Raw genomic sequence first — 26,873 nt, forward strand, 5'->3', positions numbered from 1 at the left:
ACCCTCTTCACAAACAGGCACACTGTGTTGCCTGTTTTTCTTTTTTTAGCACTCTAGATCATATGATTGAATTTAAGAATATCTCCAAGTTCTACACTCAAAATGGGCAAACCATTCCAGCACTGGATCAAATTAACCTGACCATTCCCGCTGGTAGTATTTTTGGCATCATTGGCTATAGTGGTGCAGGTAAAAGTACCCTCGTAAGATTGATCAATTTACTTGAACGCCCAAGCGAAGGTCAGGTCATCGTCAATCAAAAAGATATGACCGCTTTGAGTGCTAAAGATTTGCGTACAGAACGCACCCATATTGGTATGATTTTTCAGCATTTCAATTTATTACAAACCAAAACCGTAGCAGAAAATATTGAAATGCCGCTGCTGCTTTTAGGTGTAGATAAAACCAAACGTCAAACGCGTCTTGAAGAGCTATTGGATTTTATTGACTTAAAACATAAACGAAATGCATTTCCTGATGAACTTTCAGGTGGTCAGAAACAACGTGTTGGTATTGCACGGGCATTAGCTAATCATCCACAAATCTTATTATGCGATGAAGCAACTTCTGCACTCGATCCTCAAACGACTAAATCGGTGCTAGATTTACTTAAAAAAATTAATGAAGAACAAGGAATTACTATCGTAGTTGTCACCCATGAAATGGATGTGATTGAACGAATCTGTGATCAAGTTGCAGTAATGGAAGCAGGAAAAGTCATTGAGCATGGCCCAACTGTTCAAATTTTTAGCCATCCGCAGCACCCAACCACAAAAACCTTTATTCAAACTGTTTTCCAGCAACAATTACCACGTAAAATTTTGGATAACTTGCAAAATAAAGGTATAGATACGATTTATCGTTTACAGTTTTTGGGTAAATCTGCGCATCAGCCAGTCATTCAAACGGTCATCCGTGAATTTGATATCGATTTTAATATTTTATTTTCTAATATGACCGAAATTAACGGCACCGTTATTGGGCAAATGTTTGTACAGATATTAGGAAATGTAGAAACTGTTGCCAAAGCTGTCGACTATATGAAAAAGCATGATGTGCTGATCAACCAAGCGGAGAATGAACAATGAAAGATCTAATTGCTCATTGGCTGACCATTCTGACAGAACCATTCTGGACAAGCCCACTTGGTATGGATCAATTTGTCGATGCCATGCAAGAAACTATACAAATGGTGCTGTTGTCATTTTTATTTGGCGGAATTTGGGGATTGATTCAAGGTGTAACTCTAGTTGTAACCCGTGACAAAGGAATTTTACCAAATAAAGCGATTTATCATGGCTTAAATCCAATCATTAACGCACTACGCTCTTTGCCATTTTTCATCTTAGCAATTGCTGTGATTCCATTGACCAAATGGATTGTCGGATCATCAATTGGCACATGGGCAGCAATTGTCCCGCTTACAATTTTTATCGGTCCTTATATGGGGCGCTTAATTGAAACTTCACTTCTTGAAGTAAACGATGGCATTATCGAATCTGCACAAGCGATGGGCGCAACACCTTGGCAAATTGTATTTAAGTTTATTTTACCTGAAGCTCGTAGTTCACTTATTCTAAACATGACCACAGCAACAATCAGTCTGATTGGGGCAACAGCAATGGCAGGTGCAGTCGGTGCAGGCGGGATTGGTGATCTAGCATATTCCTATGGTTATCAGCGTTTTGATAGTAGTGTCATGCTACTCACGGTCATTGTATTATTGATATTAGTCCAAATTGTACAGTCATTGGGTAATTGGCTTTCAAAACTGCGTTGATCAATTCATAATTTATCATCTAGGAGCGAATATACGCTCCTATTTTTTTATTAAAACAGAATTCATCTTATATTTGCAGATCAGAATGATAAAACGATTAAGACATACAACTTAGACATTGATTTTAAACAAAGTTGGCTAAAAATATCTGATATGATAAATACCAACAGCTACATCTCAATTTATGCGATTTAAACGGTTTTATTAATTTTAGGATAAGAAAATGCGTTATCAAGTTCACTTTATTGATGTCCAGAATGATTTAAAAAATTATATATGGATGCTTGAAGATACAGAAACGCAAGAAGTTGTGGCAATTGATCCAACCGAATCGAAACTGGTACAGGACTTTTGTGAACAGCATCAACTGAAGTTAGCTCAAATTTGGCTTACGCACTGGCACAAAGATCACATTGGTGGTGTCCCTTCATTAGTTGCTAAACATCAAATTCCTGTTTATGGGCCTCGTGAGGAGTTGAGCAAAATTCCATTCATTACTCATGCCTTACAACATGAAGATCAATTTAAATTTAATCAGCTCAAAATCGAAATTATTGCAACTGCTGGTCATACACTAGGTCATATTGTGTATTTTATAGATCAAATTGAATGTCTATTTTGTGGAGACACATTATTTTCGCTAGGTTGTGGTCGAGTTTTTGAAGGTACATTTGAACAAATGTATCATTCCCTAAATCGTTTAGCGGCATTACCGCCTCGCACCAAAGTATATTGCACTCACGAATATACACTGGCTAATGCTAAATTTGCATTGACGATTGAACCGCACAATCTTGCTTTACAAGAACGTGCTGAACAAGTTCAACAACTTAGAGATCGCGGGGAAATTACATTACCAAGTAGTATTCAGTTAGAGCTGGAAACCAATCCTTTTTTACGTACTGATAGCGTAGAAGAATTTGCAAGAATCCGCACGCTAAAAGATCAGTTCTAATTTGTCCTTAAATATAGATATTTCAATTTGATATTTGCATCGCTCATTCAAACTCATCTTGTGAATCGTGATGCTTTATAAAATTGAAATACTTTTTTACATTTATTTTTAAGACATGTTTAGATACATTTAAAACACTATTCATTTGATTTTTTTATTCTGTAAATATAGCTTTAATAATCAATCAATTAAATTTAAGAAAAATATTTATCATTTTTATTAAATTTACCAAACCCACACAATGATTAAAAAATACTCATTTATTTAAACAATTTCCTGACAATTTAATGAATTGAAAAAATATTAAACAGTTTCCCCCTTTAAAAATTTTGAACTTACCCTTATTAATAATCTAAAGGTAAAGATGATATGGAGAACATCCAAATGAAAAAAGTGGTCAAAGCTAAAAATTTAATTGCATTTCGTATATGGTTGGAAAAGCTTGGTTATTCCGTCAAAAATTTAGCAGACGGTAAAGGTTTTACGTTTAGTTTTAAAAAAGAGTACGGTCTTGTCACCTGTGATCTTGCAGGGAATAATCTAGCAATACAGCTTGGTGAAGAATTTGAAGACCATTTAAAAGCTTAACTTTGCTCCAGTTTTTTCATTCAAATTAAAGAAAATTAATAATAAATGAAGTGAAAAATTTCTGAATCTTATGACATTAATTCATCCCAAATAGCATCATAACTGGTGCTATTTTTTATTATTATCGAAATTTTTTTAGCTTAAAGCTTAAATTTTGCTATACATATATTATATTGAGAATAATTCTCATTGCATTCGATGTTTTTTTACTGTATAACAAAAACTCAACAATTATAAAAAGGTGGGGTTATGAAGACTGTAGAAGTTATACTAGTTTCCTCGACCATTTTCACACTCATGATCATGGTCTACCTATTTGGACAACTAGCGTATCGATAGTATAAACAACAGATAATTTAATAATGACAAATAAGGCTTAAACAAAATGTTTAAGCCTTTTAATTTGTTTAGAGAATTTCTTTAGACCAGATTTTACAACTCAAATTAGCCAGTCAATCTCTCTATCTTCCAAGTTTTAAGTATTTATTGCAAATAAAAAGAGCTTAATATTCATGAATATTAAGCTCTTAATCAAGAGTAAAACGACTCTCTAAAATATGGTGGGGGCGAAGAGACTCGAACTCTTACACCTTGCGGCGCTGGAACCTAAATCCAGTGCGTCTACCAATTTCGCCACGCCCCCAAAACTTGGGATTTTTTTAACTAAATTCTGGCAGAGGATCAAGGACTCGAACCTGTTTACCAGTAATGCTGTATCATCCTACGAAACGAATTCTAGTCGTAATCAAATAGTTATGCAATCCCAATTTTATTGGATTTGACTGTATTTTAGACTAATGTGGCAAAAAATGTGGCGAATGTTTAAAAAATTATCATCCCTCAAAATTAGAGGGATGATATTGAATAAAATTACAAAGCATTACCACAAATGTCTTTTGTTCCTGATGGATAAGTAAATTGAAGCTTGGAATGATCTGTCACCAACTCAACTGAAATCTCCTTTCCTAGATTAGCAGAGTTATTAGCTATATTTGCGTACCCTCCTGCAAATAAAAAAGAATAATTATTTAGTTTGGGAAAAGGATATGGGAAATATCCCTGATCAGAGCCGTTAAAGATATAGCCTATTTTTCCTTGATCTTGATTTATATAAACTCCGACTCTTTGAAATCCATCTGGTGTTGATTGAACATCAAATGGATAATCAGCCGTATTGACACTTCCGTTTGTCATGTAAGCTACATGGATACCAATATAATTTTGCTTATTAAAACTATTATCCAAATTATTGGCGTATGTAAACCAGACCCCTGCCCCGCTTTGATCATCAATTCTTCCCATCGTTTGAATCGGGAAAAAGCCAGCTCGTTCATTTCCATTTAAAGTATTTGTAGGAACTTTAAATTTAAGTTCAAAAGCAACAACCCCAGTCGTAGCTAGAATTACATCTCCTTGTGGGCTTACGATTTCTGGACTATGTTGTGCAGCTTGAATTTTGGTATTAGCGAAAGTAGAACTTAATGCCATTCTCGCTACGAAATCCTGTGTTGACTGAAGTATAAAGCCAATTTTTTGACCTGAATTAATAGGAAATAATTTAATATCTTTATCTATTTGAGTTACTTGGTTTTGGGAAGCATTTAAACTATACGTGCACTCAGCAAACCCACTTCCTGCCAAAGTGCATGCAACTAAACTCATTACTATTCTTTTCATGTGATTTTCCTTTATTATTTGAATTTTTAATATATTTAAATTATTGTAAATATTCAGATAAAACTGATGAATGGTAATAAAAAAAGTTAAATTGATCACTTAAATTACATTTTTATGTTTAAGCAAATGTATTCAATCACTAAATAAATAAACCTTAAAGCTTTGTTTTAATTAAGACAGACCAAGTTGAACTGACCACAGCAACCGATCTACAGCTATTGAAAGTGCTATTCCTGCTGCTCCACCACGTAATACCTTGGCAACTTCTGCTTCATCCGCTGTAATCAATGCTGATGAAGTAAGTAAACCCTTTGCACCATCATAAAGAGCTGATCGGATTAGATAAACTCCATCCGCTAAAAGGCACTGACACAGCATATGCTGACAAAGATCACGCCGTCGTCACTTGGCTTTGACTGCTCGGGCTTATAGCATTGCTTTGTGTATTTTGAGGTGAAATATCAGAAGAATCGTTTTCCCCACATCCTGACAACCCCAACATCAATCCAAAAAAAAGTATCTTTTTCATATAATATCCATTTATTTTTGAATGAAAAATATAATTAATTATTTGTATTTATTCAATAAAATTATATATTACGAAAAAGTTAATTTTCAAATTACAATATTTCACAATGTTTGTTTTGTTTTAATCTACATTAATTAAATCAAACCAGTGATTTCAAGTTCTTACTCATTTGGTTTGATCAAGTGTGACCACACCATTGTAATTTCATGGTGTGGTTTTTTATTTTCTAACTATTAATACGATAGCAGTGTGCATAAAAAAAGCGGAAAACTAATTTTCCACTTTTAATTAAATAAAGGGCACCACAAATAGAATTTGGGGTGTTAAAGTTTAATGCTTCAGTTAAAATATTGAATAATTCGTTCATCGGATTATCACACTCTTTTAACTTACTGACATACAGCATTCTTGCATCGCTCATATTTGCCTCGACATATATTAATTAAATAAAATTAAAATAGTACAAATACTTGCTGAAGGGATTTGCGATTTCAATCACATCAAGGATAGTCTAAATAAGCCATGCAAGTAAGAATTAATTGAAAAATCAAAAAATTAGAATTTTATGGCCAAGCATTACTCAATCGTTCTGCATCAGCTGCGTGTTCATCAGCTTTTTGTGCCACTTTTCTATATTCAGAGATGCAACTTTCGAGTATGTCACCGCTGGTATTGGTGTATTCAATGACGGTTTCTTTGGTAGCTGCGGACAAACGCTGCTTTGCATCGGCAAGTTGCTTTGACATGCTGTTAGCACTTGACTGAGCAGCAATAGCATCAGACTGAATTTGCTTAATTTTGACATTGTAATTTTGCTCTACTTTTGTAGTTTGCTCTGCCCAAACTTTTTCTTGAATTGTTGCATCAGCTTTGGCTTTAGCAATTGAGAGTTGTTGTGCTGCAACGTAGTCAGTGTGTAGTTTCTTCTGATCTTTGATTTCAGCAGCTTGATGATTTTGAATAAACAAACAGATGAGCAATAAAAAAGCGAGAACCACAATGATGCATTCTCGCCAGAATTTTAAGAGAACGTATAATTGCATCATTGATTGACCCCCATGCATTTCTGATAACGATCAACTTGTCTGGTCCAGACGCCATAACAATCGTTAGACCGTATTGAACAATCACGCTTTGCAACGTACTTCCATTTCAACAAAGACTTGCATGCAGCGACGTACTGACCAGATTCTAAGTTTGAAAGCATTGAAGATGAACGCCAGTTGCTTTGCCCAAAGTTGTACATGAAATCTAAATACAGATCATATTCAGCCTGTGATAACTTCACGCCCTGCAATGACTTTCTAAACGTAATTTCATCTTTAGAGATATGTGCTTTACTAATTTCGATGGCACGTTTCTGATCAATTGGCTTATCCGTCATTTTGACTTTTGTGCCGTTCTCATATTGAGTTGAACCAATACCAATCGTCGCAACACCTCCCGTATCTTTATACGGCGTTGGAGAATAGCCCTCGTAATGAATTAGAGACACAAAAAAAACAGCCGAAGCTGCTAGTGATGTTACTATTAGTTTAGTCTTGCTCGACATCATTACCTCCTTTTAATCGCTCAACACGAATCTGATGCTCAGTGATTTTCATTTGATGCTCTATCTTCTCGCGTCGATTACGACCAATCGCAAAGTAGAGTTGAATTAACAAACCACACGCCGCTATGAATAAGCCTCCCCATGCAATAACATCAACTTGAGCCATAAAAGCAAAAAATGAAGTCATGCTACTGGCCATAGTTACTTTTTGACTTATTGCTACAGCACTTGCTTCAACTGTAGAAGTGTCCTGCATTTACTTTTCTCCAGATATAAAAAAACCGCCAGAATGACGGTGATATTTGATTAGATGTTCGAGTGAAAAGCTTTTTTATTTTATACAAGCTTACCTAAACACATAGGCAGAATTAAACCAGTCATATTACTATTTTGCGAATATGATTTAAAGTCGACTCGTTGATAATCAGATACACTTGCTACTTGTTGCAATACATAAACGCTGACTGCATTAATAGACGTACTACCGCTAGGAACTAGGATATTAAATGAATTGCGTGTGGTAGAAAGACCATAAGGAACTATTTGGATTTTCCAGTCAGAATTGTTTAGTGTAAAAAACAAACCGTTAGAGCTAATTTGACCAACAATGCTAACTTTTCCTCTCAGCCACAAATTTCCGTTAATCTTAGCAACTTCAATTAACGTACCTGTGTTATCTATTTGTGTAGCTAAAACCGTGCCAGTAATAGATTTTATATCAACCCACACTGGCTCAGTCGCTTTCGCATTAATTTGTGCTTGCAGCTTACCCAACATCTGCCCCAACGTATCAGTAGCAGCTAAAGCCGTATTCGTACCAATAGCATAAGCACTGAATACGACATCAAATATCTTTGACTGCCCGCTAAGACTTGAAAATAGTCCTGATAAAGCCACTGGCGCAACATCAGCAGACTGTAATGCTGTATCAGCTTTTGCACCTTGCGCTGCTGTAGCAGCACCTAAACTTTGTGCTGTAATTTGGCTCACAAGCTGCTGTGCTGTACCAAGCTTTTCAGCAGCAATATTCGTTCGAGCATTCTCTTTCTGAATCTCTGTTAAAGCTTGCGTTGCAACATCAAAACGCACTCGATTTGCAACAGACTGATTCAATGTTTCAATGATGCTTTGTTCATTCAGAATCGCATCAGCCAGCTCATAAATGGTGTTGAGAGCTTCAGGAGCAGAACCGACTAGATTCGCAATCTGCTGATTCACATAAGCTTGATCTGCTTTTGTATCCACTAATTGAGATAAAAGTGCCAGAGCTTGAATATCAGCTTTAGTCAGTAGCGCTAAACGATTCTGTTCAATCTGCTGCTGTGCTTGTTCAAAGTCAGCTTGATCAGTCTTTGTCGATATTTTTAACTCATTTGTCTGAGCCAAAGTACGCACTGACTCGATTTCACTTTCCAGTGCTATTTTAGCTGAAGCGACAGAACCAGAAGGCTCGGCATTAACGTCAGAAGCATTTAAAACTACAGTTCCAGTTTTACCATTAACAGAATTAACGGCGCCAGTACCACCAATATTTACGGGATCAGTGATCAACACACCTAATGGCAATCTTGCAGAAACTTCAGAGGGTGAAACATCCGAATCAAGTGGAATCGGACTATTTTCCCAAAAAACACGTATGCCCAAATTAGTCATGAAATAGCCTCATCAACTTCAAATTTGTACTTACTCGAATGCTTTATTTGCTCATTAATCATTACTTTAATATCAAATAGTGCAAACCCACTTTTCCATGTTGCAGAAACATTTGGGGCGACCGATAGAAGAACAAACCCTTTGTCTGTTTGTTGGTTTGGATATATGGTAACCTCTGGTTCTGCAATCAACCGCCCTTGAATATCGACAATCTTTACTGCAATTTCCATTTCTTGGGTTATTTCAAATCCTTCACCAGTCTTAATATCGTAAAGTTGAAAAGGAACTTTAAAAGTGTCACCGGCGATAAAATACGGAATTACTTTCTGAGCACTGTTAATGCAATGTGGATTCATAATTCCCCTCTCAATTTGGGTAATAAAAAACCACCCGAAGGTGGTTAGAAAATGATGTTTTAATCCATTAGATTCCAGGGAAGTATTGTGCGCCACATGACTGCACTGCGATTATATCTTCAAAGGTTTCTCCGTCCGTAGTTACTAGGAATCTAAACAAATCAGCATTAGCGCCCATTAGATTTTCGGATGGGTAAATATTCAAAGTTACAGGGTACACTGACGAAGATGAACCACCTGCAATGTGGCCTCCAAAGGACTGAAAATATGCTCCTTCTGGATTTTGAGTTCCACTACTTGAAACAATTAAAAAGACTCCATTGTTGACTTGCTTATTCCAAAGGATTTGATATAAGGCGTAAGATAAATCTCTTGATGCATCGCCCGTATTACCCTCAACAACTGATGTTGTTTTTGGGTAAATCACCACGCCATTTGGGCCAACAAATTCCAGAGTTAAAGCGTATGTTTTACTAGAATCTATCCCCGTTTCTATTGAGTCAAAGGCAATATAGTCGGGTGTACACGAAATATTAGCTGCTGGCGCTAAACAAAAGGTTAGTACTCCAGAATCCCAGTCCACATCTAGCGTTGGGTTTGTATTCATAGCCCAGCCTTGATCATTCTCATGGACTGATCCAGATATCTTAACTCTTAAAAATTCATCAGAAATGTTTTTAAAAGTCCAATGTGTTTCTATCCCGTGGTCATTAAAATCTAGAATACTCTCAATCGAGTCGATGTAATCATAAAAGATTCCATTAACTTCCATTGTCGGATTTACCCAGATACCACCTGTTTCTACGGTATCTGTTGCCCCAGCGCAACTAATCAGAGGTGGTTGAGGCTCACCGCCAGATGACCCATTAAAGTTCAAAGAATTACCATTCACTGTAATTTCGGAAAAAAATAAAGGGGTGTTTAGCCCCTTTGGAATGTGATCAAAAATCATAAATTCATAGCCTCCACCCACAAAATATCAACTTGATCATCCGTCAAATTAAGAAGTTGAGAGATCTGAGCAACGGAATCGCTTGTACGTTCAAACTGAGTGCTTTCACGATATTCAATACTGATCAACTTTTTCTGTTTTACATCTTCGATATTTGAAATTGCAGTTTCGACTTGTTCATCAAGATTATGTAATGCAAGAACTAGCATGAACTGACGTCGTGTGAGTGGCATAACAGTTTTAAGTAAATCTGCTCGTTTTTCTTCTGCGGTGCGTGGATCAACCCACTTCTTACCACTCCAAACATGAAATGATGTCGGTTTAGGGGATGTTGTGATTAAATCAGATTTAATGTAACAACCAGTATTTAACTTAGTCAGTAGCTCAATGTGTTGCTCCTGATTTATTTCAATCAGATCATTAGGTAGATCAGAATAGTTTAGTTCAGATGCAAAAAAGGCTTGGCGTGAAACGCTAAATAAAATAGTCATTTAAAACTTTCCTCAGTTACCAATAGCAATCCAGCCAAAATTTAATGTACCAGCCGTGGTTCTTACATTAAAACCAGAAGTCGAATAGTCATCATATCCGTGTGATTCACGTCCATCTCTATCAGACACTTGAACACTAAACAGCTTATTAGGGAAAGTAATGGGAAAATTAACATGGGTATAATCCCCACCCGCTGAAATACCCCATTGAATAATCATGCCATTTGGTAGAGAAGAATACCCATTATCTCCAGAGAAGAACTGGCCAAGTCCTAGATGTTCTTGAAAATTTCCATTTTTACCTGTAACTAAGCCTGCATTTGTTATACTGGCTACTAAAATATTTGAGCTATTTAAAACGGCTATTTGACCATTTCGGATATCTAAATCGGAAGCACTGACTTTCTTATCGAAAATATAGTTGCCGCCAGTTGGGCCTGAACTTTGGAACAAAACATTATAATTGGTTGAATCAAGCGAAATGCAAACATTCGCTGCATTATTTGATGACTGTACCCACAGAGGGTGAACATAGGTTTGACCAGTAATTACTACATCACCACTAATCTGCCCACCAGACTTATCATACTTATTGTTAAGTAAGGACTGGATTTGAGTCGCTAGATATTCAACATCATCATAGGTTGAAAGATACTTCCAACCTGTTAAGTTCACATTAGGATTGTTGCCATTATTGCTTACAGTGGAAAAATAAACTTCATTTTCATTGTCTGATAAGACCAAAGCTCCCTTGGCATATCCACCAATAGCATTAGCTAACTCACCGTTAAATTTATACATCCCGCCTGCATTCAGCCAGATCTGATGTTCAGATAGTAGTGCTAAAATGCCATTCATATCCTTACCACTAGGAGCTATTCCTCCAGAAAGTTTGTCCACCATTGTTTCAGGCGGAAAGCCTTGATCCAAAGAGGCTTTACCTTTGGTCGAAGTGGTCTTGGGAATAGTATTTTTTTGGCCATTTTTAGCAAATGGTGTGTCGTTAAGTGCTGGTTGAATTAATGACATTGAAAGCTCCATCATTATTTGCGGAAGCGGCCTTGATCGAATGGCTCAAAGTCCACTGCCTCAGAGAATCCGAATATTGGATCACCATTGATTTCATTAAAATCGAATAAACTGATATAAAACTGGGTGTGTGCTGGCTTGTAACGTCCAAGCAAACATGACAATGCTTTAAAAGAATTTGATGCCTTTATTGCAGACTCATTACCAGTAAATTGAAGTAAAGAAGGTGAATTAATATCTAAAACTACTTTCCACGAGTGACACCAATCTTCTGGCTTTGTGATAAATCCTATCGATTCATCATTGTCATAACGATTTTGATTAAATTCGCGGATCAGGATATTAAGGCCAAGTGATGCAGCAATTGATTTATAGTAATTAACAGTTTGCCCACCATCAGCGATCAGCTTTGCAACTACATATTGACGGTTTTGCTCAATATTGGCTGGCGCTCCAAAACATTGATCTGGAATTCCAACCGTCATATTCCATTCATCAAGCAATGCAGTGCTAGTTGCAGGGAATGCATCTATAAGTAATTGAGCCGCATCCTCATCAATTTGCTGAAATGATTTTGCAAATCCTTCCATTAATTCATGCTGCGTTGTATCGAGCCCACGTGGCCATACTCGCCCACGCGGTAAAAGTGACTTTAATGATGCTGTATATTGTGCAAGTGAAAATCGTGATTTCGTCATGTCAGCTCCATGTGATATTCCCAAGCACTGCTATAGAGCTATTAGCCACAGAAATATCGGCAACGGGTGATAAGATTGTAAAATCATTAACACTTTCCACTTTGCTCACAGCAGCCCACAAAGAAGAAATTAAAACTTTTTTACCTGGTGACGAGTTATTTAAAAGAGCGGACTTTAGTGAATCGTTGACTGCTGCTCGATCAGAAATAGCCACTCCTTGAATGGTTATGTTGATTTGCTCGATCGTAGGTGCAAGCGCATAAACCAGTGCTGTCACTGGGCGCAAAGGATAAATATAATTTGCTACGGTTAATTGGTCACCTGAAGCGGTTGTATCACGATTTTCCTCAGCGGCAACCCCATTAGAGCCTTGTGGTAAACCATAAGGATTGCCAGCACTTGATTCAATTAAAAAATACACTCCTACCGTACCAGGACCATAGATGAGTGGCACACACCAAGCACGACTCACAATTGAAACTTCAGCTGCCCATTCTTCGTAATCATTTTTTGCACCACCCTGCGGGGTAGATTGATAAGCAGCAATGACGCGCGTTTTAAAACTATCCTGACTCTCCAAATCTGAGCCACCCGATATAATTTCAGAAATACCTGATGAATTAACCCCTGCGATGGACTGACCTAATGCAAATTGGGTTCCCGCTTCACAGTTCCCAGCCACCCCACTAATACCATCAATATCTGCTACAGCTTTGATGGTGACAGTCATGACACCATTGCTATAACTTGAATCAATTACAGTGTATTGCTTACTGTCGCTGCGAATGACTTTTGTGCCAATGGGAATGCTCGCTCCTGCAATAGCACTAAACTTTACCTTGCCAGATGCTTGTGTGGCTGCCTTTTGATATACGCCTCGTAATGCTCCCCATGCTGCGAGATATTCGTCTGTGGCGGTATAAGGCGTTGCTTGCAATGCAATATAATCCAGATAACCATATTGTTGATGAATCATGCCTGCAAGGGTGGTACCTAAAATATTGAGGTTTGAAAATCGTAGCAAGGCATCTGATTTTTTTAAGCTTGAAGTGATGTTTTGTAGTGAACGTTGGATAAGTGCTGTTAAAGTGGGTCGATTAAATGCCATTTACCATAGCTCCTCTGAAATTTTGCTTACCACACTTCCATCTTGCCGATATGCAATAACCGTCATTCTGATTTGATTCGGTTTTACAAATTTGGCTTGTACATCGAATCGAGCAACTATTTGGTCATCAAGCATCCATTGCAAAGCTTCATTTGCATAGTTTATTGCGTCTCGTTCGACGGATAGAGGCGCTTTACGGCGATCGAGTAGATAAAGTCGTGAGCCTATTGGATAGAGCTGTCCTGTATCAGCCCACCACCCTCGACGATCAAGCCGTGTTGTATTGGTTGCATCTGGCAAATCGTCATTAATATCGGCAACTCGATCGGTAAATAAACTTATAAAGACGGCGGTCTGCACATCGGATCCTGAAAGCAATGATCCATCTAATACAGCATAGTCACCTACTGCCGCTTGGGTATCCCATATTGTCTGAATGTCAGCCATTGTTGTTCCCAAAATAAAACCCCAACAAAGTGGGGTTTTTGAAATACATATCTGCTTATGATGGTGAGGAAGTAGCACCACCGCGAGAATCTATATGTGTATGGTCTTTCAGAGACTTACCACCACCCATGAAGTCGTTACCTGTGGCGACCCCATCTTTAAATACAACACCATTAATCGTAAATGTACCTGAACTATTAATAGAGCCAGTACCGTCACCATTTAATTGAATGATTGATCCAGACTTGTCTTTGAGGGTAATACCTGCGCGCGTGATATAAACTTCCTGTCCCTGATCATCTGAAATACAAACTTCGCCTTTGGTTAAGTTGCGTTTACGGCTTTTGGCGTGATGGGTAGCCACTACAATGCCAGTGCTTTTGTTACCACCAAAATACAAGACCAATGCGTTATGGCCATCTGGGGGGGATGATTGAAAGCCATATTCTGCATATCTCGGAATATTGTCCTTAGTTTCAATTGGATTAAGCTTTACTTGTACTGTCTGAACATCGGAATCATCAGATGATACAAATCCCCATCCAAGTCCTATCAGATTTCTTAAACCATGCAACATTTTGTCTATCATGTTGTGATTCCTTGATTTGCATTAAGAACATCGGTAGGAAGTCCTTTAACTGGTACAACTGGTTCTGGTGTAAATGAGCCTAATGGCATAATAAGCATATCGCAATGTGTACCCATTTCATCAAGCCGATAAGTCACCTCACCAATGAGCCAGTTTTTAGCAAAAAGTCCCAGTTTTAAAATATTGACTTGAATTTGCGTATTAGGCTTATATAGAACATCATTATAATCTCGCCAAGATGATACCGTTGCCCGCAACATATTACTGCGCCCATAACGGCGGTTCATTTCCCATTGCGCTCGTTTTTGAGCCACTTCGAAACCCGCGTCGCCATCTTCTGGAATAATGTAAAGAGGCCTATATCTCGGTACAGTTGGATCTGGAACAGTGTAGTACCCAATACCGCTATCAGACGGGATATCCATTGCTGCGGCCGCAGCTTGATTGACAACAATATAATGTGAATAACGCTGATCCATGCCACTGACAAAACTGGCGCTTTCCACGTTGCTGCCCTGAGTTAAAGAACCCGATGCGGTTTCACTATTCTCACGATTCAGTACCAGATTCCCATATTCATTCTCATAATAAAGCACTTGAGCCACACGACAAACGCGGTCAATTACCGCAGCAGGCGTTTCACCCAAGTTAATGTTTTGGACTGATACCACATCGTTTGCATCGATATTGGAAGTCACGGTAATTCCGAAATCTTCACACAATGACTCCGCAATACTTTGTACGGTGCAATTTTGGAATTGCATTCCCTTGTAAACTGCCGAGCAATCAACTAGATCGCTGCATATTCCACGACCCACGACTTGGATAACATGTTGATTATCTGAAATGTTATTAATAACTCGGTCTACATAACCAGTGATAACCAAATCATCACCAATATAAACACGGCATTTGCTACCCTCATTTATCACCACGCTTGGAGCAGATGAGTTAGGGGATTTATCCGTCATCTGCAAATCAAAATTATTGGGTATTCGCTCAATGCCCCGTGTGATCGAGAGTCGATTCCAACCTGTGACAATCAGCTCATCACTACCACTTGCAACCTTAAGACTAACAATATTGCTTTTCATGAAGATAAGGCCTTAAAGTTGATGGGCATAAATGCTGGGTGGATCGGGTTAGCTGATTTCACTAATTCTTTTTCACGTCCACTATCTTGATAAAGTTTTTGTGACCAAACCAATGACGGCAAACTTGTTGCAGCAACAATAGTTTCCACGGTTGCTAAGTCAGCACCACGCATTGTTAAATCTTTAGATACACATGTCCGCAAATTCATTAAGGCGTTAAAGGTATCATCAAGCCCCTGATCACCCGCAATCTTTAGTTCATTATCCAATAAGCCACAGACTAATGTACGTGTATCAAGTGCATCATCGTAAGAGATATACTCCCTGTTTGCTGTAGACTCAGCAATACAGATTACGGCTGAACGGCGAATTAAATCTGTTAGTAAATTAAACCCCTTACCATCTTCCGTATCAGCTTGCATTGAAGTGGCGTTGGCGAATGGGAGCATGGCATTTAATGCTTGTACTGGATCAGGGTTAGCCTCATAGACCGCTGTTATTGTGCCACTTATACCTTTGGTAATTTCCTCAACATTCATGTCATATAGTGCTTTTTCGAGTGTATCTAGATGATTGATTACATTGACTCGACTGGCCGATCCCAGACCAATAAGCTGATCGACGTTTTTATTTAACTTTTTAATATCCTGAACAGAAGAACCGATGTAACGCCCGATCTCACCTGGCAAACTTGTAATCATCGAAAATAAACTCGTGGCAGTAAAAACAACTTGTCGGACCTGAGTTGAAAAGCGATTAACTACGGTTAAAATCCCATTTCGATAGCTTCGTACTGCACCTTTAATTGAAGTCAAAACCCCAACGATCGACATATCTCTTGCAATACCAGCGTAAGCAATCGTTTTAGCCTTGGTATCCTCATTGCTCATGCTGGATGGCGATACAATGTTTTCAATAAGTGAAAATCGAATAGTTGCTACTCGCCCTTGTAAATCTTGCTCAATTTCCATGCCTTGCAGACACATTTTAGGTCGCATACCCAAGGTCGGATGAACGAATACTCCATCACCCCATTGACTCGCAGCTTGTTCAAATGCCTCCATCTGTTCTCTAAGAGTGCCAGCCCTGCCATAAGCTCCACCGCCTTCAACAATGAAACCCTGAATGTGAAATATTTTGCCGCGCATACCCAAGTCTTCAGCATAGACTCCATCGACATACGGATAATCATGGACAGCAATTTTACGACCAAGAGACAACGCAATCGAAGAGACACCGAAAGGAATATTGCGCCATGATGCTGTTTGTAGATTTTGGAAAAAAACTGCGGACATTTTGATCTCCCTTGGCATCAAGATAAGCATTTTGAAATTTCATGATTTCAACGCGGATATAATTACGTCCAATTTCCAAAATAATATCGGCACAGAAAACAATACGATGAATGCCAATATAGTTTGCCAAAGCCCATATTTTTCAATACTCACTTTTATTAACTCCCATAATGGTTTAATATGTTCCATACAAGTTATATTTCCTCTTTACTATCCAGTTGAGTGGAATTTCAGAAACCCTAGTGCTCCAACACTGGGGTTTTATTTTTCTTTTTTATCTGTACGTAGCTTATTCATGCAAGACCTACAGGGGTAAAAGAAAATCTAAAAGTTGCTCTTCGACTTTAAAAATCTTAATAGCAACTCAAACAAAAAATCAGACGGAAACATTTCCGTTTATTTTATAAATTCATATTTGCAAGATATCCCACTGAGTTAATGTAAATCTTTTAAACTGGTTTAAAAGTCGGTTGATCTCTTCAATCTAAGCCAATCCTTGATAAAAGTTAGACGGAACGCCTTCCTATATTTTTAAATATCTAGGCGGAAACATTTCCATTTAATTTAGATATCAAAAAACCACCCGAAGGTGGTTGTTTGCTTTACGCTGATTGATTACTTATCTAAGAGTTTTTTGCACTTTTTACTAAAAAAGTTAAGCAAAGTGCCAATCAGAATGTCTTTATTTATTAGCTTATACTCCCATACCCCTCACCAGGTTGATTATGACTAATCTTAATTCCTTGAGGAGTTTCAACTTTAGTCATGGTCTTTCCATTCGGATGAACAGTTGTATTAACTGAAACATTAATAGGATTTTGCTGGCCTGATACACCAATATTATTTGCACCACCAGTTACCTTCTCGATGTATCCCTTGGTTTCTTGAGGAACTACGCCTGTAGGGTTTCTTTTGGTTTTAATACCATGGCCATATTTTAAAAAGGAATCAACATTGCCTTCACCCCAGTTGTATGCCATTGCTGCAAGGCGCTCATTTCCCTTGTAACGTTTTTTAAGCCATGACATATATTTTGCAGCAGCGACCGCAGACTTATTAAGATCATAAGTATCAGATCTAGACAATCCAAAGCGACTGGCCGTACCTGGCATAAACTGAAAATGACCTGATGCCCCAACCGGCGACAGCATGTTTTTACCACGGCGTGATTCGGCAAACCATTGTCGATCCAATAACCCTTTCGATAAACCAAACTTGCCTTCAAGTGATTCAAATAAAAGTTTGGATTGGATCAACTCTTTGCCCGATGGCGCAACAAATTTACTCGAATTGGTTGTCATTCTGTCATTGATAGCAACCGCATCTCTTGCAGTCTTTCCTCCTGCCCAATCTGGTAGGTACTGCATACCACGTGCAATTTTGTCGCCTAACCAATTATCAAATTGTTGCCCTTTTTCTGTACCCATATAGGCATTACGGATACCTGTACCTATTACCCATCCACCAAGCCCAGCCAACCCAACACCTGTTAGGCCTAACCCAGCCAGTCTTAGGGCTGTCATAGCGCCTGTTGCTAAGGTTAATTGAGAAACCAACCCAATTAAACTGGCCACACCCAATCCAATATTGGTTACAAAGCTTACGCCAATTAAAACACCCACACCTTTAATAACATTTTCCCACCCACCAAATTTATCAACTACTTTGTCGATCCATTTAGCAATATTGACAGATCCCTCTAAGAATTTATTGATCCCGTTTAGAGTTGCATCAAAATCGATCTTGTCGAGCCACTTTGCTATGCGTTCTGCGAGTTGAGCAATTTTATCGCTAATATCTTCTCGATTAAGAGAAAGCCATTTACTAAATTTATCAATTAGCGGCTGAAATACAGGAATAAGCTTGTCAGCGATTGTACCTTTTGTCCCATCAGCAGCAACTTTCATTTTGTTGAGTGATAATGCAAAACCTTTGGCTCGATCTGTCATTTCTGGGGTAATATTGCCCTGTAATCGTTTGACCTCAGCTTGGTAAGCCTTAATGGACTTACTGCCGTTCATCAAAACTGGCATTAATTCAGACACACCCATCATATCAGCAAGTTTTTGCGCAGCAGCAGGGTCTTTTTTCTGGATCTTTTGAATACGATCAGCCAGTTGCATCATGACTGCTTCAGTATCAACAACTCCGTTTTTAGTGGTTTTTAGCTTAATGCCAAGCATTTGAAGCATACCAAAAACAGGTTGATTACGACCAAATTTGGCATCTTGTAAAGTCTGCTGAAAACCTTGCAAACCACGTGTCATATTTTCAGCAGAGATACCAACTAAATCCCCCACACCGCGCCAATTCATCAACTTTTGAGTAGATACCCCCATAATTTGGGAAGTGTTTGAAACCGTAGAACCAAGTCGAGCCCAGTTCTCGGTCATGTTATAAATACCAGCAATTGAACCGCCGCCAAAAATTGCCAGCAATGGCGTACCAATTTTTAAGACAATGCCAAGTAACGATGTCATTTTTGAGGTTAAATCAACAACACCTTTGCTTAAACGATTAACACCAGAAACATCACCAAAACGCTTAACAGAACGCTCTAAACGAGAAAAAGGCTGAGTCAGCCTTTCCATTCGATTACTAATCTTATCAACGACAGCAGTCGCACGATCAACTGCGGTAATCGTATATTGAATAGGCTTCATTCCAGACCCGCCTCTTTTAACTTTTCAGCTCTGCCACACCAAATCAGTAGCTTGGTAAGTGTTAAATTTTCAGCATCAGCAGGACCCCACTTGAAAAACCAAGTCACATAAGCGACTCGTTCATCAACATCGTGCTGATCTATTCTCCCAAAAAATAGTCATAGTATTTTTGAATACCATTTAAATCGCGCGCACCCATCTTGTTAATCGTGCCTACATCAAGTTTGGTGTGATTGGCCAACATGGTTTTAAATGCCTTCATGGAATTAAACTTTCGCGTGTTTTCACTCATAGCTTCAATTTCTGCAATGGTTGGCTCTTGCAGGTTGATAGAGGTAACAGTTACCCCATTGATATCCAGTACAGGTGCTACTAACACATAATCGAATGGCGTTGGATATTCAGTTGTGCCATTTTCATTTTCAATTTTTTCCACATTAATTCTCCGTTACTGAACCATTCATTCCCTCAAAACGCACTTCAAAAGTGCCTTCTGTAGTCTTAACTTCCTGGGCATCAACTGTCCACATATTACGACCTGTGATCGTCTTGCCATTAGCCAATTCTGCGTGAATGGTCACGTCAGACATGGCATTAAAATCTTTAACAGTGAGCGTCCCCGCATCACGTAAAGTACCAGAGATAAAGGGTGCACGCGGCATTTCAGAATAGCCATGCACCTGATCTTGGCCTGTTAAGGTCTTACGCTCAACATCAGCTGGTGAATAGGTAAATTCACCACTCAACAGGTAAGTGACTCCATCTACCGAAATGTTCGCAATACCTGCAATACGATTGGTATTATTCGCCATATTTCCCCCTTACAACTTGAATTGAGCAAGCAATGCAAATACATTGAGCTGATTGATTAGAGTTCCTGGCCAAAGTACATCGACCCGGTTACGGTTTTGTGCGTTTTGCTCAACAATGACACTTTTGGCGAATACATCGGCATTCTGAACATAGCCGTTAAATTCAAGTTCTTGATATGCTGCAATCACATCCGCGCGAATAATATTCGGTGTGACAATTGCCGAACCCTGAGCAAAGCGAGTACCGTTTGCAGCCAATTTCATGCGAGCAAATTTTGAAGTGACACGGGTTTTCATATAGCGCAAGATATAGGCCAGCAGATACATAGTTTCTATTTTTAGAAATGAATTATCAGGCGACCCAAACGCATTTTTCTGATAAGTCGTAATAATCGCCTCGACCCGACAAGTGCCATCATCGCCCACATTGAAAGTTGAAATGCCGGTATATAAAAGCGAGTTACGCTCAGTCAACTCAAAACGACTAGCTGCAGGTGGCGCAAACATCCCTGCAATAGGTAATGTCTGCAATGGGCGACCCGGATCACTCTTAATAGACTGGACAATCGATCCAACCAATTGAGCCGCTATAATCCATGATGGCGTTGGAGAATCATAAACACCCAAAATACTACCGAATGGACTGTTTCGTGATGCGCCTAATGTCGTGAGCTCACCAAAAGTATCATTATGTACAGCAAAGTAACCGCCATAGAGTTGTTTGCTCCACGACCAGCGGCCAGTCTGCATATTCAAAAAGTCATCTAAAGCATCAAGTGATGCAGTATCAGAATATGGGCATACGATAAAATCAAAGGTAGTATCACCCAAATTAGCCAAAGCTGTTGACAATCCAGGTGTGACTACACCACCTGTTAAGGTTGGAGTATCAATTTCAATAGTCAGACCTGCAGGAGTAGATTGTGCTCCGAGTGTGTCTAAATAATTTAAACGCACATCGATTGCATTACCTGTCGTACCTGCATGAACAGCCGTGAGGCTAATTACACCACCTGTGACATCCGCAACTACAGGAGCTTTTAAATCAGATGAAATTAGGTTTGCTAATGCGCTTGCGATTGTTGCAGGAGTTGAAAGTGTGGTTACGGGTACTTGATAGAGCCCTGTACCATCTCCCCAACTTCCGCCGCCGCCGATATATAAACTGACAACACCATTTTTTACTGGCGTTCCAGTTATAGTGATGGTATTTGTTGCTGATGGTGCATCACCTGGATCAGCAAGCGGCAAGCACCATACTTCACCAAAATCATCATTTTTGCGGTACGCGGCAAACATAGCGGCAAGTTGCGAGTTAATCCCATACTTAGCTTGAGCATCCCCCACACCACCGCAGATTTGTGGATTTTCTGGAACAGCCATACCTAATTCAGTCATTTGCCCAATGATCAAAGTGCGCTGAATTGCTGTTGCGGTGTTGGCTTGTGAATTATCAACTTCGGCGTAGAAAAGAGGTACACGAACTTCATTCGGTAGATTAGAAAAAGGAATCATTTTTCGCCCTCAGTTTTGGTTTTTGCTTGAGGTTTAGGTAATTGAAACTTCACCACATCTTTATCGCGTAAACGCCGAAGCCAGTAAGAATTTTCTTCAACTTCTCGCCCAGCCTCTGGCAAAAAATCAAGCAAAGCGGGATCTGGGATTTTGAGTCCCTGTTTGGGTTTGATATACATTTTTATTCTCTCAGTTGAATGTCAATGACTGCTTCATCACGACCATCTGGACCATGTGCTCTGGGTGCATCTGAAACGGATTGAGGAAATTGGGCGTCTGGATAAGTACCAGTAGGGTCATAAACATTGGTTAAATCAATATGAATCCCGACATTATCAAGATTTACTACATCTTTAATGCCGTCATAAACCTCAAAGCCTTCATAAACAAATGCTGCTGACATCGCGGCGATATGATCGTTACCTGAAGAATCTATTTCCAGCTTGCTATCAACAGAATTCACATTTTGAACTCGGTTAATGATTGATGAATCAGAGAGCAAAATGTTTTCAATTTGAAACCAAACCTGCTCAATATCATCCTGAGCGTTTTCAGCCGTGGTAGATGACACAACACACATCACATCTATGCTGACTGAAGTATTAAACTGTGGCTGACCAGCTCGAATGCTTGAGGCCTTATTTTCATTAGATGTTCGAATCAAAATGCACGGTAAGGCACCTTCATTCTGTAAATGTTGCAACGACCAGTTGCCAGGTGAATCAATAGTTACTGGCATCTCATCAACCCACAATTGTGCTTTTTGCAATGCGGTAATTACTGCTATTCGCATCTCTCTTCGAAATAGCATGGGTACTGTTGATTTCATTGATCCTGAGTTCCTTTCTCACTGGTCATATCACTATTTTTTGGCGCAATATTTAAAAGCAAACGACACCCACCATGACCATCAAGCATGACTTTTTTGACGATATACAAGGTATCAACGAGAGGTGCACCAAATGAGGCTTGAACCAGTATTTTGTCTTTTTGGCGCGGCTCGACTGGCAAATCAACAAGATTAATACCCACACATGGACTCACTGATGTCACTGTTAAACCATCTACAATGTTGATATCGGTATATGCTTCATCAAAAATGCCAGACAGTAGGTATTCGACCTTGTATTTGTCTTTGACTGAAAAATAAGTGATGGGTTGCCCGAAGACACCCACCAATGGAGAAAGGACTTTGTTTTGCCAGTCCACGGCCATTAGTCTTCCCCTTTATCGCCCACTTCAGTTGTGACAACCTCAGCAGAGTCCTGTAGGGTTCGAATAACACCCGCCTCGACAAGACGAGCAGCTTCTTTAGGGTCTTTGATTGTAATCAGATCGCCAGCGCTAAAGTTTTGGTTATCAATAATGGTGTCCTTACCCACTGTTTTAGCCACACCATAAATCAAGGAGTTTCCAGAGCAGATTACATATTTCATTTGCTTTCTCCTTAGGTCAATACAGGATCGCAAACATTCGCAGAGAAGCTTGCATTGACACGAGATGGAATGGTTAATGGTGCGGACTGCATCATCAGATAGGCTTGTGCGGGATCGGGATTGAGCCACATTTTAGGTGCGTATGCTAACGGCCCATAGGCAAATGCAGGGTCAAGAATCAAACCAAAAGCACGGGTTCCCATGAGATCTGGACCAGACATCAGTACAGTTCCATCCGTCAACATCGGTTTTTCTTTTTCATCAAGCGGGTCGACAAACCAGTCGTTATACAACCAAAGATCATATTGACCCCATTTGCCTTTATAGACCGCACCACGTTGAATTTGAGTGCCAATATTCACTGTATTACCTTGACCACCACCTGGATACCAAATTGCCTGCTTAACCACTGGATCATTCATAAAATGACGCCATGAGGTTGTGGTAAATACAATTTCAGTCGCCACACCACCAGATTGCTTCAAAATTTCATGTGACCAATTTTCAATGTCTTGAGAAGGTGATACACCAGCTTGGCCCCACTTTGCTGCACCTGCTAAAGTGACTGTAAGTGACGGCGCACGCCCGAAGTCGATCACCTGTGTGGGAAACCCTTCACCCGTTACCGTCAATGTTCCAGTTTTAAGTGTCTGCGCTGCCATCCACTCAAGGCGGCGATCAATCATATCCACCTGATCTTCCATCTCAAATGCAAGATTGGCTTCATAACGCTGCTGTGGTGTCAGGTTATTTCCACCAATTTGCTCACCGATCATACGGCGAACTGGCTTTTGTAAGTCGGGAGCCCGCTTATCTTTGATATAAGCAGGCTTAAAGCGATCAGTTTGGTAGCGACGTTGCTCCACCAATTTTCCTTCTACCAATGGTGAAACAAAAGGGGCTAAACGGCGCTTACCCACGTCTACATCAATATCAACTTCTGCGGTTGCCAAGCATTAGCTGGAATACCCACAACATTTAGACGTTACTCAAGGCATGTTCTGCAAGCTGGCACACTAACAGGAATTGTCCTTTATTTAGACAATAAAAAAAGCCTACATTTCAAATGCAGGCTTAAATTCTTGGTCATTTACTTAAACTTCGACCACTATAACGCAAAAATAGCACTTGCATTGATCAAGGCCAAGACCTTCAGTGTAAAGCCATCTCTGCACTTTTCGCCAAGAAAGCTGAACGACTTAAATGTTGTTTTTTTGCCATTGCATCAATACGCTTAACCAGTGACTCAGGCATACTGATATTGATCCGCACGGACTTACTACTGACTTTAGATAAATCAATATCGACCAATAACCAATAACCTCCTTCAAAGCGATCATCACCAATCCATTGTTCAGGGCTAGATGGCTCTGGTAAGGGTAAATCCTCACCATCAAAATGCACTTCTACTGCCTCTTGTGCCATATGCTGAATATCTTGCATGTCATCAGCAGCACTAAAGCAACCTTCAAAATCAGGAAAAGTTAGGCCATAAGCAGAGTCTTGGTCTTTATGGACATATACGGGATACAACACACTTACCTCCATTCCCAACCAGCTTGTTTATATATGTTGCGCAAAGTTCCGATCGGCATGTCTTTACGTGGGTGTGGTACGACAACATGACCTGATTTTTCAGGATGTTTAAATTTTTCATGGTCGCCTTTACCACCCACTTTGATCCAGCCTTCCTGTTCTAAGCGTTTGATAATTTCTTCGCTGTTCATTGTGTAATTATACACAACTTTTATAAATATTTACGTATAAAATTAAAAACTACCCGAAGGTAGCGGGATTCATCTTCCGTATACTCGTTTCAGCTTCTTTTTATATGCTTCCCGTGCCTGATAAATGCCCCAGATAATTATGAGTAATGGCACAACATAAACACCATGTCTAAGAAACTCAAAGTTTAAAGCTATCAAATCATAAAAGGGCTTTGATTCAATAAACTGTATATTTGCAATATAAATTAAGACTGGAAACCATAGTAGTAGGACTGCGAAAGCAACAATGAAAATTAGCAATAAAAACCACTTCAAATTTGGAAGCACTTTGAATACATCGCTCACATCTTCTAATTTACCCATTAACCAGTTCATATTCTTCTCATGTTATTGTTAATAACATGATATTAAGATATTTTTAAATTTAAGAAAATATTCAATTGATATAATCCCAGTATCATTTCAGTCTTTCTTGACCAGTGAGCAAACATGAATTCTTATGTTTACTAATCACACAAAGAAATTGATAGGAATTTAATACGTTCTTTCAAGTGAATTATTTTTTGATCAATCATGATCATCTCATCACGAGACAATAAACTGCGGTTCAGGTTTTGATACTTAGATAGCTCAGTCTTATATATTGCAATATTTTTATCCGCTTCAACTTTATCCATGTCGCCACCACATTTTAACAATAAGGATTAAAAGGGATACTACGAATACAAACCACATAATGCACTTAGTCATCATCACAAAATGTTTACTTTGCTTGTCGACTTCAAATAGTTCAGTATCCCAATCTGGGATTTTAATTTCTGTTTTGTGCGGGATAGTTACGCATGCTTGATGCTTAGTATGAAATGTTGCTCTTAATCGTTTTTCTTTCTTTTGCTTCCTATTCATAAGCACCTCAAATGGTTAAAAAAAGCCATTACTGAATGTTCAATAATGGCTATTCACTTAAATTGCTTTAACTTAGTCGATGTATCAAAATTTCAAACCGATCGGAATCTCTACCGACACCAGCCCTTATTTCCACAACTCTAAACAAAATTTCCTCATGGGATATGTTTGAATATATTGTTAGCTCTTGATTTAACTTAGGAATGTATGCACAAGCAAGATTTTCATATTCCTTTTCAAGGATTTCAGGCGTAGCAAGATTGTTTTCAACTTCTGTAGTGTCGATGTATGAAACTGTAACGCTCATAGTATTTACTCATTAAATGGAAATACCATTTTAAAAGTATTGAAAAACGGCGTTTCTAAGAAATTCCACCCATCAAAAACAACCATGAACTTATCAATCTATGGTGTAATATTTAAAATATTTTCAAAATCAGGTGATCAGCTTGAGCTTGACTCTTATTCTTTTAGTAATAGTTGCGCTTGTCATTTATCATTACTTACCCAACAACCCCTCTAGTGGAGTTGTTGAGTACGTCTTTTATTTAATAATCACTGTATTGTTTATTGCAGCGATTCGTTCATTCCGATATACGAGTTAGATTCCCATCAACTCAATCGTAATTGCTGAACGCCAATTGGCACGTGCTTGATATAAGCAGCCAACAAACTGATTATTACCAGTTAAAGCGGTTACCCAGTCACTTAAAATACCTGATAGTTGGTTATTCACCAATTCAGCACCCACTTCAGCAGCCAAGTCATCACGCAATTTAGTAATAACATAACCTACAGCAGCGCCTACTGTGGCATCGTAGATCAAACCAAAGCTGAACTGCGTAATAGATTGAGAGCAACTGGAAATTTCTTTCATCATCGTATCAACATATTCAACGACGGTTTGAGTAACGTCTCCTGGATTTGCTTGAACTACACCACCAAACAAAACTTGAATAGCGTTTGCATAAGCTTGTTGTAACTCAGTAGTTAATACTGGCATTTTAATCACCTCTTAAAG

The 26,873-nt window shown here is 38.9% G+C and carries 35 protein-coding genes, 1 tRNA gene and 1 pseudogene; 4 read left to right on the forward strand and 33 right to left on the reverse strand.

Annotated features, from left to right (window positions below; translation table 11 throughout):
- Positions 1-62 precede the first annotated feature (62 nt).
- The 4 genes from A7A69_RS09945 to A7A69_RS09960 all read left to right on the forward strand — a co-directional run bounded on the left by A7A69_RS09945 (position 63) and on the right by A7A69_RS09960 (position 3,323).
- Positions 63-1,088, forward strand: coding sequence for a methionine ABC transporter ATP-binding protein (locus tag A7A69_RS09945; RefSeq protein ID WP_152877288.1), 1,026 nt, complete (start codon positions 63-65; stop codon positions 1,086-1,088).
- Positions 1,085-1,780: a methionine ABC transporter permease gene (locus tag A7A69_RS09950; protein WP_152877290.1), complete on the forward strand. Its 696-nt coding sequence runs from the start codon at positions 1,085-1,087 to the stop codon at positions 1,778-1,780. The genes A7A69_RS09945 and A7A69_RS09950 overlap by 4 nt, the downstream gene beginning before the upstream one ends.
- A gap of 223 nt (positions 1,781-2,003) precedes the next feature.
- Complete coding sequence (gene gloB / locus A7A69_RS09955) at positions 2,004-2,735, forward strand: hydroxyacylglutathione hydrolase (protein WP_120369012.1); 732 nt, start codon at positions 2,004-2,006, stop codon at positions 2,733-2,735.
- 384 nt (positions 2,736-3,119) lie between these two features.
- Complete coding sequence (locus A7A69_RS09960) at positions 3,120-3,323, forward strand: hypothetical protein (RefSeq protein WP_120369011.1); 204 nt, start codon at positions 3,120-3,122, stop codon at positions 3,321-3,323.
- 558 nt (positions 3,324-3,881) lie between these two features.
- Here A7A69_RS09960 and A7A69_RS09965 read toward each other — a convergent pair.
- The 33 genes and pseudogenes from A7A69_RS09965 to A7A69_RS10120 form a co-directional block, all read right to left on the reverse strand.
- Positions 3,882-3,966 (reverse strand) — tRNA-Leu (locus tag A7A69_RS09965).
- 227 nt (positions 3,967-4,193) lie between these two features.
- On the reverse strand, positions 4,194-5,099 hold the full coding sequence (locus A7A69_RS09970) for a DUF4882 family protein (RefSeq protein ID WP_171500805.1): 906 nt from the start codon (positions 5,097-5,099) through the stop codon (positions 4,194-4,196).
- Positions 5,100-5,171: 72 nt separating this feature from the next.
- Positions 5,172-5,378, reverse strand: coding sequence for a hypothetical protein (locus tag A7A69_RS09975; RefSeq protein WP_152877294.1), 207 nt, complete (start codon positions 5,376-5,378; stop codon positions 5,172-5,174).
- Positions 5,379-5,821: 443 nt separating this feature from the next.
- Positions 5,822-5,950, reverse strand: a pseudogene (locus A7A69_RS16825) (BLUF domain-containing protein); the annotation flags it as partial.
- Between the two features lie 142 nt (positions 5,951-6,092).
- Entirely contained in the window at positions 6,093-6,575 is a 483-nt protein-coding gene (locus A7A69_RS09985; RefSeq protein ID WP_152877296.1) for a hypothetical protein, read from the reverse strand.
- Positions 6,572-7,081 carry a lysozyme gene (locus A7A69_RS09990; protein ID WP_152877298.1) on the reverse strand — a complete coding sequence of 170 codons (510 nt, stop codon included), beginning with the start codon at positions 7,079-7,081 and terminating at the stop codon, positions 6,572-6,574. Before A7A69_RS09990 ends, A7A69_RS09985 begins: the two co-directional genes overlap by 4 nt.
- A complete protein-coding gene (locus A7A69_RS09995) occupies positions 7,065-7,337 on the reverse strand; it encodes a holin (RefSeq protein WP_152877300.1) in 273 nt (90 codons plus the stop codon). The genes A7A69_RS09990 and A7A69_RS09995 overlap by 17 nt, the downstream gene beginning before the upstream one ends.
- An 80-nt stretch (positions 7,338-7,417) precedes the next feature.
- Positions 7,418-8,734 (reverse strand): hypothetical protein, encoded by a 1,317-nt coding sequence (locus tag A7A69_RS10000; protein ID WP_152877302.1) that lies wholly within the window; start codon positions 8,732-8,734, stop codon positions 7,418-7,420.
- A complete protein-coding gene (locus A7A69_RS10005) occupies positions 8,731-9,090 on the reverse strand; it encodes a hypothetical protein (protein WP_152877304.1) in 360 nt (119 codons plus the stop codon). Before A7A69_RS10005 ends, A7A69_RS10000 begins: the two co-directional genes overlap by 4 nt.
- 67 nt (positions 9,091-9,157) lie before the next feature.
- Positions 9,158-10,042: a hypothetical protein gene (locus tag A7A69_RS10010; RefSeq protein ID WP_152877306.1), complete on the reverse strand. Its 885-nt coding sequence runs from the start codon at positions 10,040-10,042 to the stop codon at positions 9,158-9,160.
- Positions 10,039-10,533, reverse strand: coding sequence for a hypothetical protein (locus tag A7A69_RS10015; RefSeq protein ID WP_152877308.1), 495 nt, complete (start codon positions 10,531-10,533; stop codon positions 10,039-10,041). Before A7A69_RS10015 ends, A7A69_RS10010 begins: the two co-directional genes overlap by 4 nt.
- Positions 10,534-10,545: 12 nt before the next feature.
- Positions 10,546-11,562, reverse strand: a complete 1,017-nt coding sequence (locus A7A69_RS10020) for a gp53-like domain-containing protein (RefSeq protein ID WP_152877310.1) — start codon at positions 11,560-11,562, stop codon at positions 10,546-10,548.
- A 14-nt stretch (positions 11,563-11,576) separates the two neighbouring features.
- Positions 11,577-12,260 carry a YmfQ family protein gene (locus A7A69_RS10025; RefSeq protein ID WP_152877312.1) on the reverse strand — a complete coding sequence of 228 codons (684 nt, stop codon included), beginning with the start codon at positions 12,258-12,260 and terminating at the stop codon, positions 11,577-11,579.
- 1 nt (position 12,261) lies between these two features.
- Complete coding sequence (locus tag A7A69_RS10030) at positions 12,262-13,368, reverse strand: baseplate J/gp47 family protein (protein ID WP_152877314.1); 1,107 nt, start codon at positions 13,366-13,368, stop codon at positions 12,262-12,264.
- Positions 13,369-13,815, reverse strand: coding sequence for a phage GP46 family protein (locus A7A69_RS10035; RefSeq protein WP_152877316.1), 447 nt, complete (start codon positions 13,813-13,815; stop codon positions 13,369-13,371).
- A 55-nt stretch (positions 13,816-13,870) separates the two neighbouring features.
- Positions 13,871-14,404 (reverse strand): phage baseplate assembly protein V, encoded by a 534-nt coding sequence (locus tag A7A69_RS10040; RefSeq protein WP_152877318.1) that lies wholly within the window; start codon positions 14,402-14,404, stop codon positions 13,871-13,873.
- Positions 14,401-15,498 carry a phage baseplate assembly protein gene (locus A7A69_RS10045; RefSeq protein ID WP_152877320.1) on the reverse strand — a complete coding sequence of 366 codons (1,098 nt, stop codon included), beginning with the start codon at positions 15,496-15,498 and terminating at the stop codon, positions 14,401-14,403. The genes A7A69_RS10040 and A7A69_RS10045 overlap by 4 nt, the downstream gene beginning before the upstream one ends.
- The gene (locus A7A69_RS10050; RefSeq protein ID WP_171500806.1) at positions 15,495-16,793 is read right to left on the reverse strand and encodes a DNA circularization N-terminal domain-containing protein; all 1,299 of its coding nucleotides are present in this window, start codon (positions 16,791-16,793) and stop codon (positions 15,495-15,497) included. The genes A7A69_RS10045 and A7A69_RS10050 overlap by 4 nt, the downstream gene beginning before the upstream one ends.
- Positions 16,794-17,482: 689 nt before the next feature.
- The gene (locus A7A69_RS10055) at positions 17,483-19,456 is read right to left on the reverse strand and encodes a transglycosylase SLT domain-containing protein (RefSeq protein ID WP_152877324.1); all 1,974 of its coding nucleotides are present in this window, start codon (positions 19,454-19,456) and stop codon (positions 17,483-17,485) included.
- Between the two features lie 139 nt (positions 19,457-19,595).
- On the reverse strand, positions 19,596-19,892 hold the full coding sequence (locus tag A7A69_RS16830; RefSeq protein ID WP_152877326.1) for a phage tail assembly protein: 297 nt from the start codon (positions 19,890-19,892) through the stop codon (positions 19,596-19,598).
- A gap of 1 nt (position 19,893) precedes the next feature.
- Positions 19,894-20,268 (reverse strand): phage tail tube protein, encoded by a 375-nt coding sequence (locus A7A69_RS10065; protein ID WP_152877328.1) that lies wholly within the window; start codon positions 20,266-20,268, stop codon positions 19,894-19,896.
- 9 nt (positions 20,269-20,277) lie between these two features.
- Positions 20,278-21,783, reverse strand: coding sequence for a phage tail sheath subtilisin-like domain-containing protein (locus A7A69_RS10070; RefSeq protein ID WP_152877330.1), 1,506 nt, complete (start codon positions 21,781-21,783; stop codon positions 20,278-20,280).
- Positions 21,780-21,962: a DUF2635 domain-containing protein gene (locus A7A69_RS10075; protein WP_152877332.1), complete on the reverse strand. Its 183-nt coding sequence runs from the start codon at positions 21,960-21,962 to the stop codon at positions 21,780-21,782. Before A7A69_RS10075 ends, A7A69_RS10070 begins: the two co-directional genes overlap by 4 nt.
- 2 nt (positions 21,963-21,964) lie before the next feature.
- Entirely contained in the window at positions 21,965-22,576 is a 612-nt protein-coding gene (locus A7A69_RS10080) for a hypothetical protein (RefSeq protein ID WP_152877334.1), read from the reverse strand.
- A 32-nt stretch (positions 22,577-22,608) separates the two neighbouring features.
- Positions 22,609-22,998, reverse strand: a complete 390-nt coding sequence (locus A7A69_RS10085; RefSeq protein WP_152877336.1) for a head-tail joining protein — start codon at positions 22,996-22,998, stop codon at positions 22,609-22,611.
- The gene (locus A7A69_RS10090; RefSeq protein WP_152877338.1) at positions 22,998-23,177 is read right to left on the reverse strand and encodes a hypothetical protein; all 180 of its coding nucleotides are present in this window, start codon (positions 23,175-23,177) and stop codon (positions 22,998-23,000) included. Before A7A69_RS10090 ends, A7A69_RS10085 begins: the two co-directional genes overlap by 1 nt.
- Positions 23,178-23,230: 53 nt before the next feature.
- Positions 23,231-24,172 (reverse strand): major capsid protein, encoded by a 942-nt coding sequence (locus A7A69_RS10095; protein ID WP_152877340.1) that lies wholly within the window; start codon positions 24,170-24,172, stop codon positions 23,231-23,233.
- 199 nt (positions 24,173-24,371) lie between these two features.
- Positions 24,372-24,755 carry a type II toxin-antitoxin system HicB family antitoxin gene (locus tag A7A69_RS10100; RefSeq protein WP_187349217.1) on the reverse strand — a complete coding sequence of 128 codons (384 nt, stop codon included), beginning with the start codon at positions 24,753-24,755 and terminating at the stop codon, positions 24,372-24,374.
- A gap of 2 nt (positions 24,756-24,757) precedes the next feature.
- Positions 24,758-24,946 carry a type II toxin-antitoxin system HicA family toxin gene (locus tag A7A69_RS10105; RefSeq protein WP_152877344.1) on the reverse strand — a complete coding sequence of 63 codons (189 nt, stop codon included), beginning with the start codon at positions 24,944-24,946 and terminating at the stop codon, positions 24,758-24,760.
- 69 nt (positions 24,947-25,015) lie between these two features.
- On the reverse strand, positions 25,016-25,321 hold the full coding sequence (locus A7A69_RS10110; RefSeq protein ID WP_152877346.1) for a hypothetical protein: 306 nt from the start codon (positions 25,319-25,321) through the stop codon (positions 25,016-25,018).
- A gap of 131 nt (positions 25,322-25,452) precedes the next feature.
- The gene (locus A7A69_RS16610; RefSeq protein WP_171500807.1) at positions 25,453-25,623 is read right to left on the reverse strand and encodes a hypothetical protein; all 171 of its coding nucleotides are present in this window, start codon (positions 25,621-25,623) and stop codon (positions 25,453-25,455) included.
- A 296-nt stretch (positions 25,624-25,919) separates the two neighbouring features.
- Positions 25,920-26,159 carry a hypothetical protein gene (locus tag A7A69_RS10115; RefSeq protein ID WP_152877348.1) on the reverse strand — a complete coding sequence of 80 codons (240 nt, stop codon included), beginning with the start codon at positions 26,157-26,159 and terminating at the stop codon, positions 25,920-25,922.
- Positions 26,160-26,453: 294 nt separating this feature from the next.
- Positions 26,454-26,855, reverse strand: a complete 402-nt coding sequence (locus A7A69_RS10120) for a hypothetical protein (RefSeq protein WP_152877350.1) — start codon at positions 26,853-26,855, stop codon at positions 26,454-26,456.
- Between the last annotated feature and the right edge of the window lie 18 nt (positions 26,856-26,873).

Source organism: Acinetobacter guerrae (assembly GCF_009372255.1).
Classification (GTDB): Bacteria; Pseudomonadota; Gammaproteobacteria; order Pseudomonadales; family Moraxellaceae; genus Acinetobacter; species Acinetobacter guerrae.

Excerpts from the sequence above, each read along its gene's own strand:
- A7A69_RS10105 (WP_152877344.1), bottom strand. The coding sequence starts at position 24,946 with ATGAACAGCGAAGAAATTATCAAACGCTTAGAACAGGAAGGCTGGATC.
- A7A69_RS10120 (WP_152877350.1), bottom strand. The coding sequence starts at position 26,855 with ATGCCAGTATTAACTACTGAGTTACAACAAGCTTATGCAAACGCTATT.
- A7A69_RS09975 (WP_152877294.1), bottom strand. The coding sequence starts at position 5,378 with ATGCTGTGTCAGTGCCTTTTAGCGGATGGAGTTTATCTAATCCGATCA.
- A7A69_RS09985 (WP_152877296.1), bottom strand. The coding sequence starts at position 6,575 with ATGATGCAATTATACGTTCTCTTAAAATTCTGGCGAGAATGCATCATT.
- A7A69_RS10110 (WP_152877346.1), bottom strand. The coding sequence starts at position 25,321 with ATGAACTGGTTAATGGGTAAATTAGAAGATGTGAGCGATGTATTCAAA.
- A7A69_RS10085 (WP_152877336.1), bottom strand. The coding sequence starts at position 22,998 with ATGGCCGTGGACTGGCAAAACAAAGTCCTTTCTCCATTGGTGGGTGTC.
- A7A69_RS16610 (WP_171500807.1), bottom strand. The coding sequence starts at position 25,623 with ATGGATAAAGTTGAAGCGGATAAAAATATTGCAATATATAAGACTGAG.
- A7A69_RS10040 (WP_152877318.1), bottom strand. The coding sequence starts at position 14,404 with ATGATAGACAAAATGTTGCATGGTTTAAGAAATCTGATAGGACTTGGA.
- A7A69_RS10115 (WP_152877348.1), bottom strand. The coding sequence starts at position 26,159 with ATGAGCGTTACAGTTTCATACATCGACACTACAGAAGTTGAAAACAAT.
- A7A69_RS10015 (WP_152877308.1), bottom strand. The coding sequence starts at position 10,533 with ATGACTATTTTATTTAGCGTTTCACGCCAAGCCTTTTTTGCATCTGAA.
- A7A69_RS10005 (WP_152877304.1), bottom strand. The coding sequence starts at position 9,090 with ATGAATCCACATTGCATTAACAGTGCTCAGAAAGTAATTCCGTATTTT.
- A7A69_RS10070 (WP_152877330.1), bottom strand. The coding sequence starts at position 21,783 with ATGATTCCTTTTTCTAATCTACCGAATGAAGTTCGTGTACCTCTTTTC.
- A7A69_RS09950 (WP_152877290.1), top strand. The coding sequence starts at position 1,085 with ATGAAAGATCTAATTGCTCATTGGCTGACCATTCTGACAGAACCATTC.
- A7A69_RS10050 (WP_171500806.1), bottom strand. The coding sequence starts at position 16,793 with ATGTCCGCAGTTTTTTTCCAAAATCTACAAACAGCATCATGGCGCAAT.
- A7A69_RS09995 (WP_152877300.1), bottom strand. The coding sequence starts at position 7,337 with ATGCAGGACACTTCTACAGTTGAAGCAAGTGCTGTAGCAATAAGTCAA.
- A7A69_RS10035 (WP_152877316.1), bottom strand. The coding sequence starts at position 13,815 with ATGGCTGACATTCAGACAATATGGGATACCCAAGCGGCAGTAGGTGAC.
- A7A69_RS10065 (WP_152877328.1), bottom strand. The coding sequence starts at position 20,268 with ATGGCGAATAATACCAATCGTATTGCAGGTATTGCGAACATTTCGGTA.
- A7A69_RS10025 (WP_152877312.1), bottom strand. The coding sequence starts at position 12,260 with ATGACGAAATCACGATTTTCACTTGCACAATATACAGCATCATTAAAG.
- gloB (WP_120369012.1), top strand. The coding sequence starts at position 2,004 with ATGCGTTATCAAGTTCACTTTATTGATGTCCAGAATGATTTAAAAAAT.
- A7A69_RS10030 (WP_152877314.1), bottom strand. The coding sequence starts at position 13,368 with ATGGCATTTAATCGACCCACTTTAACAGCACTTATCCAACGTTCACTA.
- A7A69_RS09945 (WP_152877288.1), top strand. The coding sequence starts at position 63 with ATGATTGAATTTAAGAATATCTCCAAGTTCTACACTCAAAATGGGCAA.
- A7A69_RS09960 (WP_120369011.1), top strand. The coding sequence starts at position 3,120 with ATGAAAAAAGTGGTCAAAGCTAAAAATTTAATTGCATTTCGTATATGG.
- A7A69_RS09990 (WP_152877298.1), bottom strand. The coding sequence starts at position 7,081 with ATGTCGAGCAAGACTAAACTAATAGTAACATCACTAGCAGCTTCGGCT.
- A7A69_RS10020 (WP_152877310.1), bottom strand. The coding sequence starts at position 11,562 with ATGTCATTAATTCAACCAGCACTTAACGACACACCATTTGCTAAAAAT.
- A7A69_RS10000 (WP_152877302.1), bottom strand. The coding sequence starts at position 8,734 with ATGACTAATTTGGGCATACGTGTTTTTTGGGAAAATAGTCCGATTCCA.
- A7A69_RS10010 (WP_152877306.1), bottom strand. The coding sequence starts at position 10,042 with ATGATTTTTGATCACATTCCAAAGGGGCTAAACACCCCTTTATTTTTT.
- A7A69_RS10075 (WP_152877332.1), bottom strand. The coding sequence starts at position 21,962 with ATGTATATCAAACCCAAACAGGGACTCAAAATCCCAGATCCCGCTTTG.
- A7A69_RS10045 (WP_152877320.1), bottom strand. The coding sequence starts at position 15,498 with ATGAAAAGCAATATTGTTAGTCTTAAGGTTGCAAGTGGTAGTGATGAG.
- A7A69_RS10080 (WP_152877334.1), bottom strand. The coding sequence starts at position 22,576 with ATGCGAATAGCAGTAATTACCGCATTGCAAAAAGCACAATTGTGGGTT.
- A7A69_RS10055 (WP_152877324.1), bottom strand. The coding sequence starts at position 19,456 with ATGAAGCCTATTCAATATACGATTACCGCAGTTGATCGTGCGACTGCT.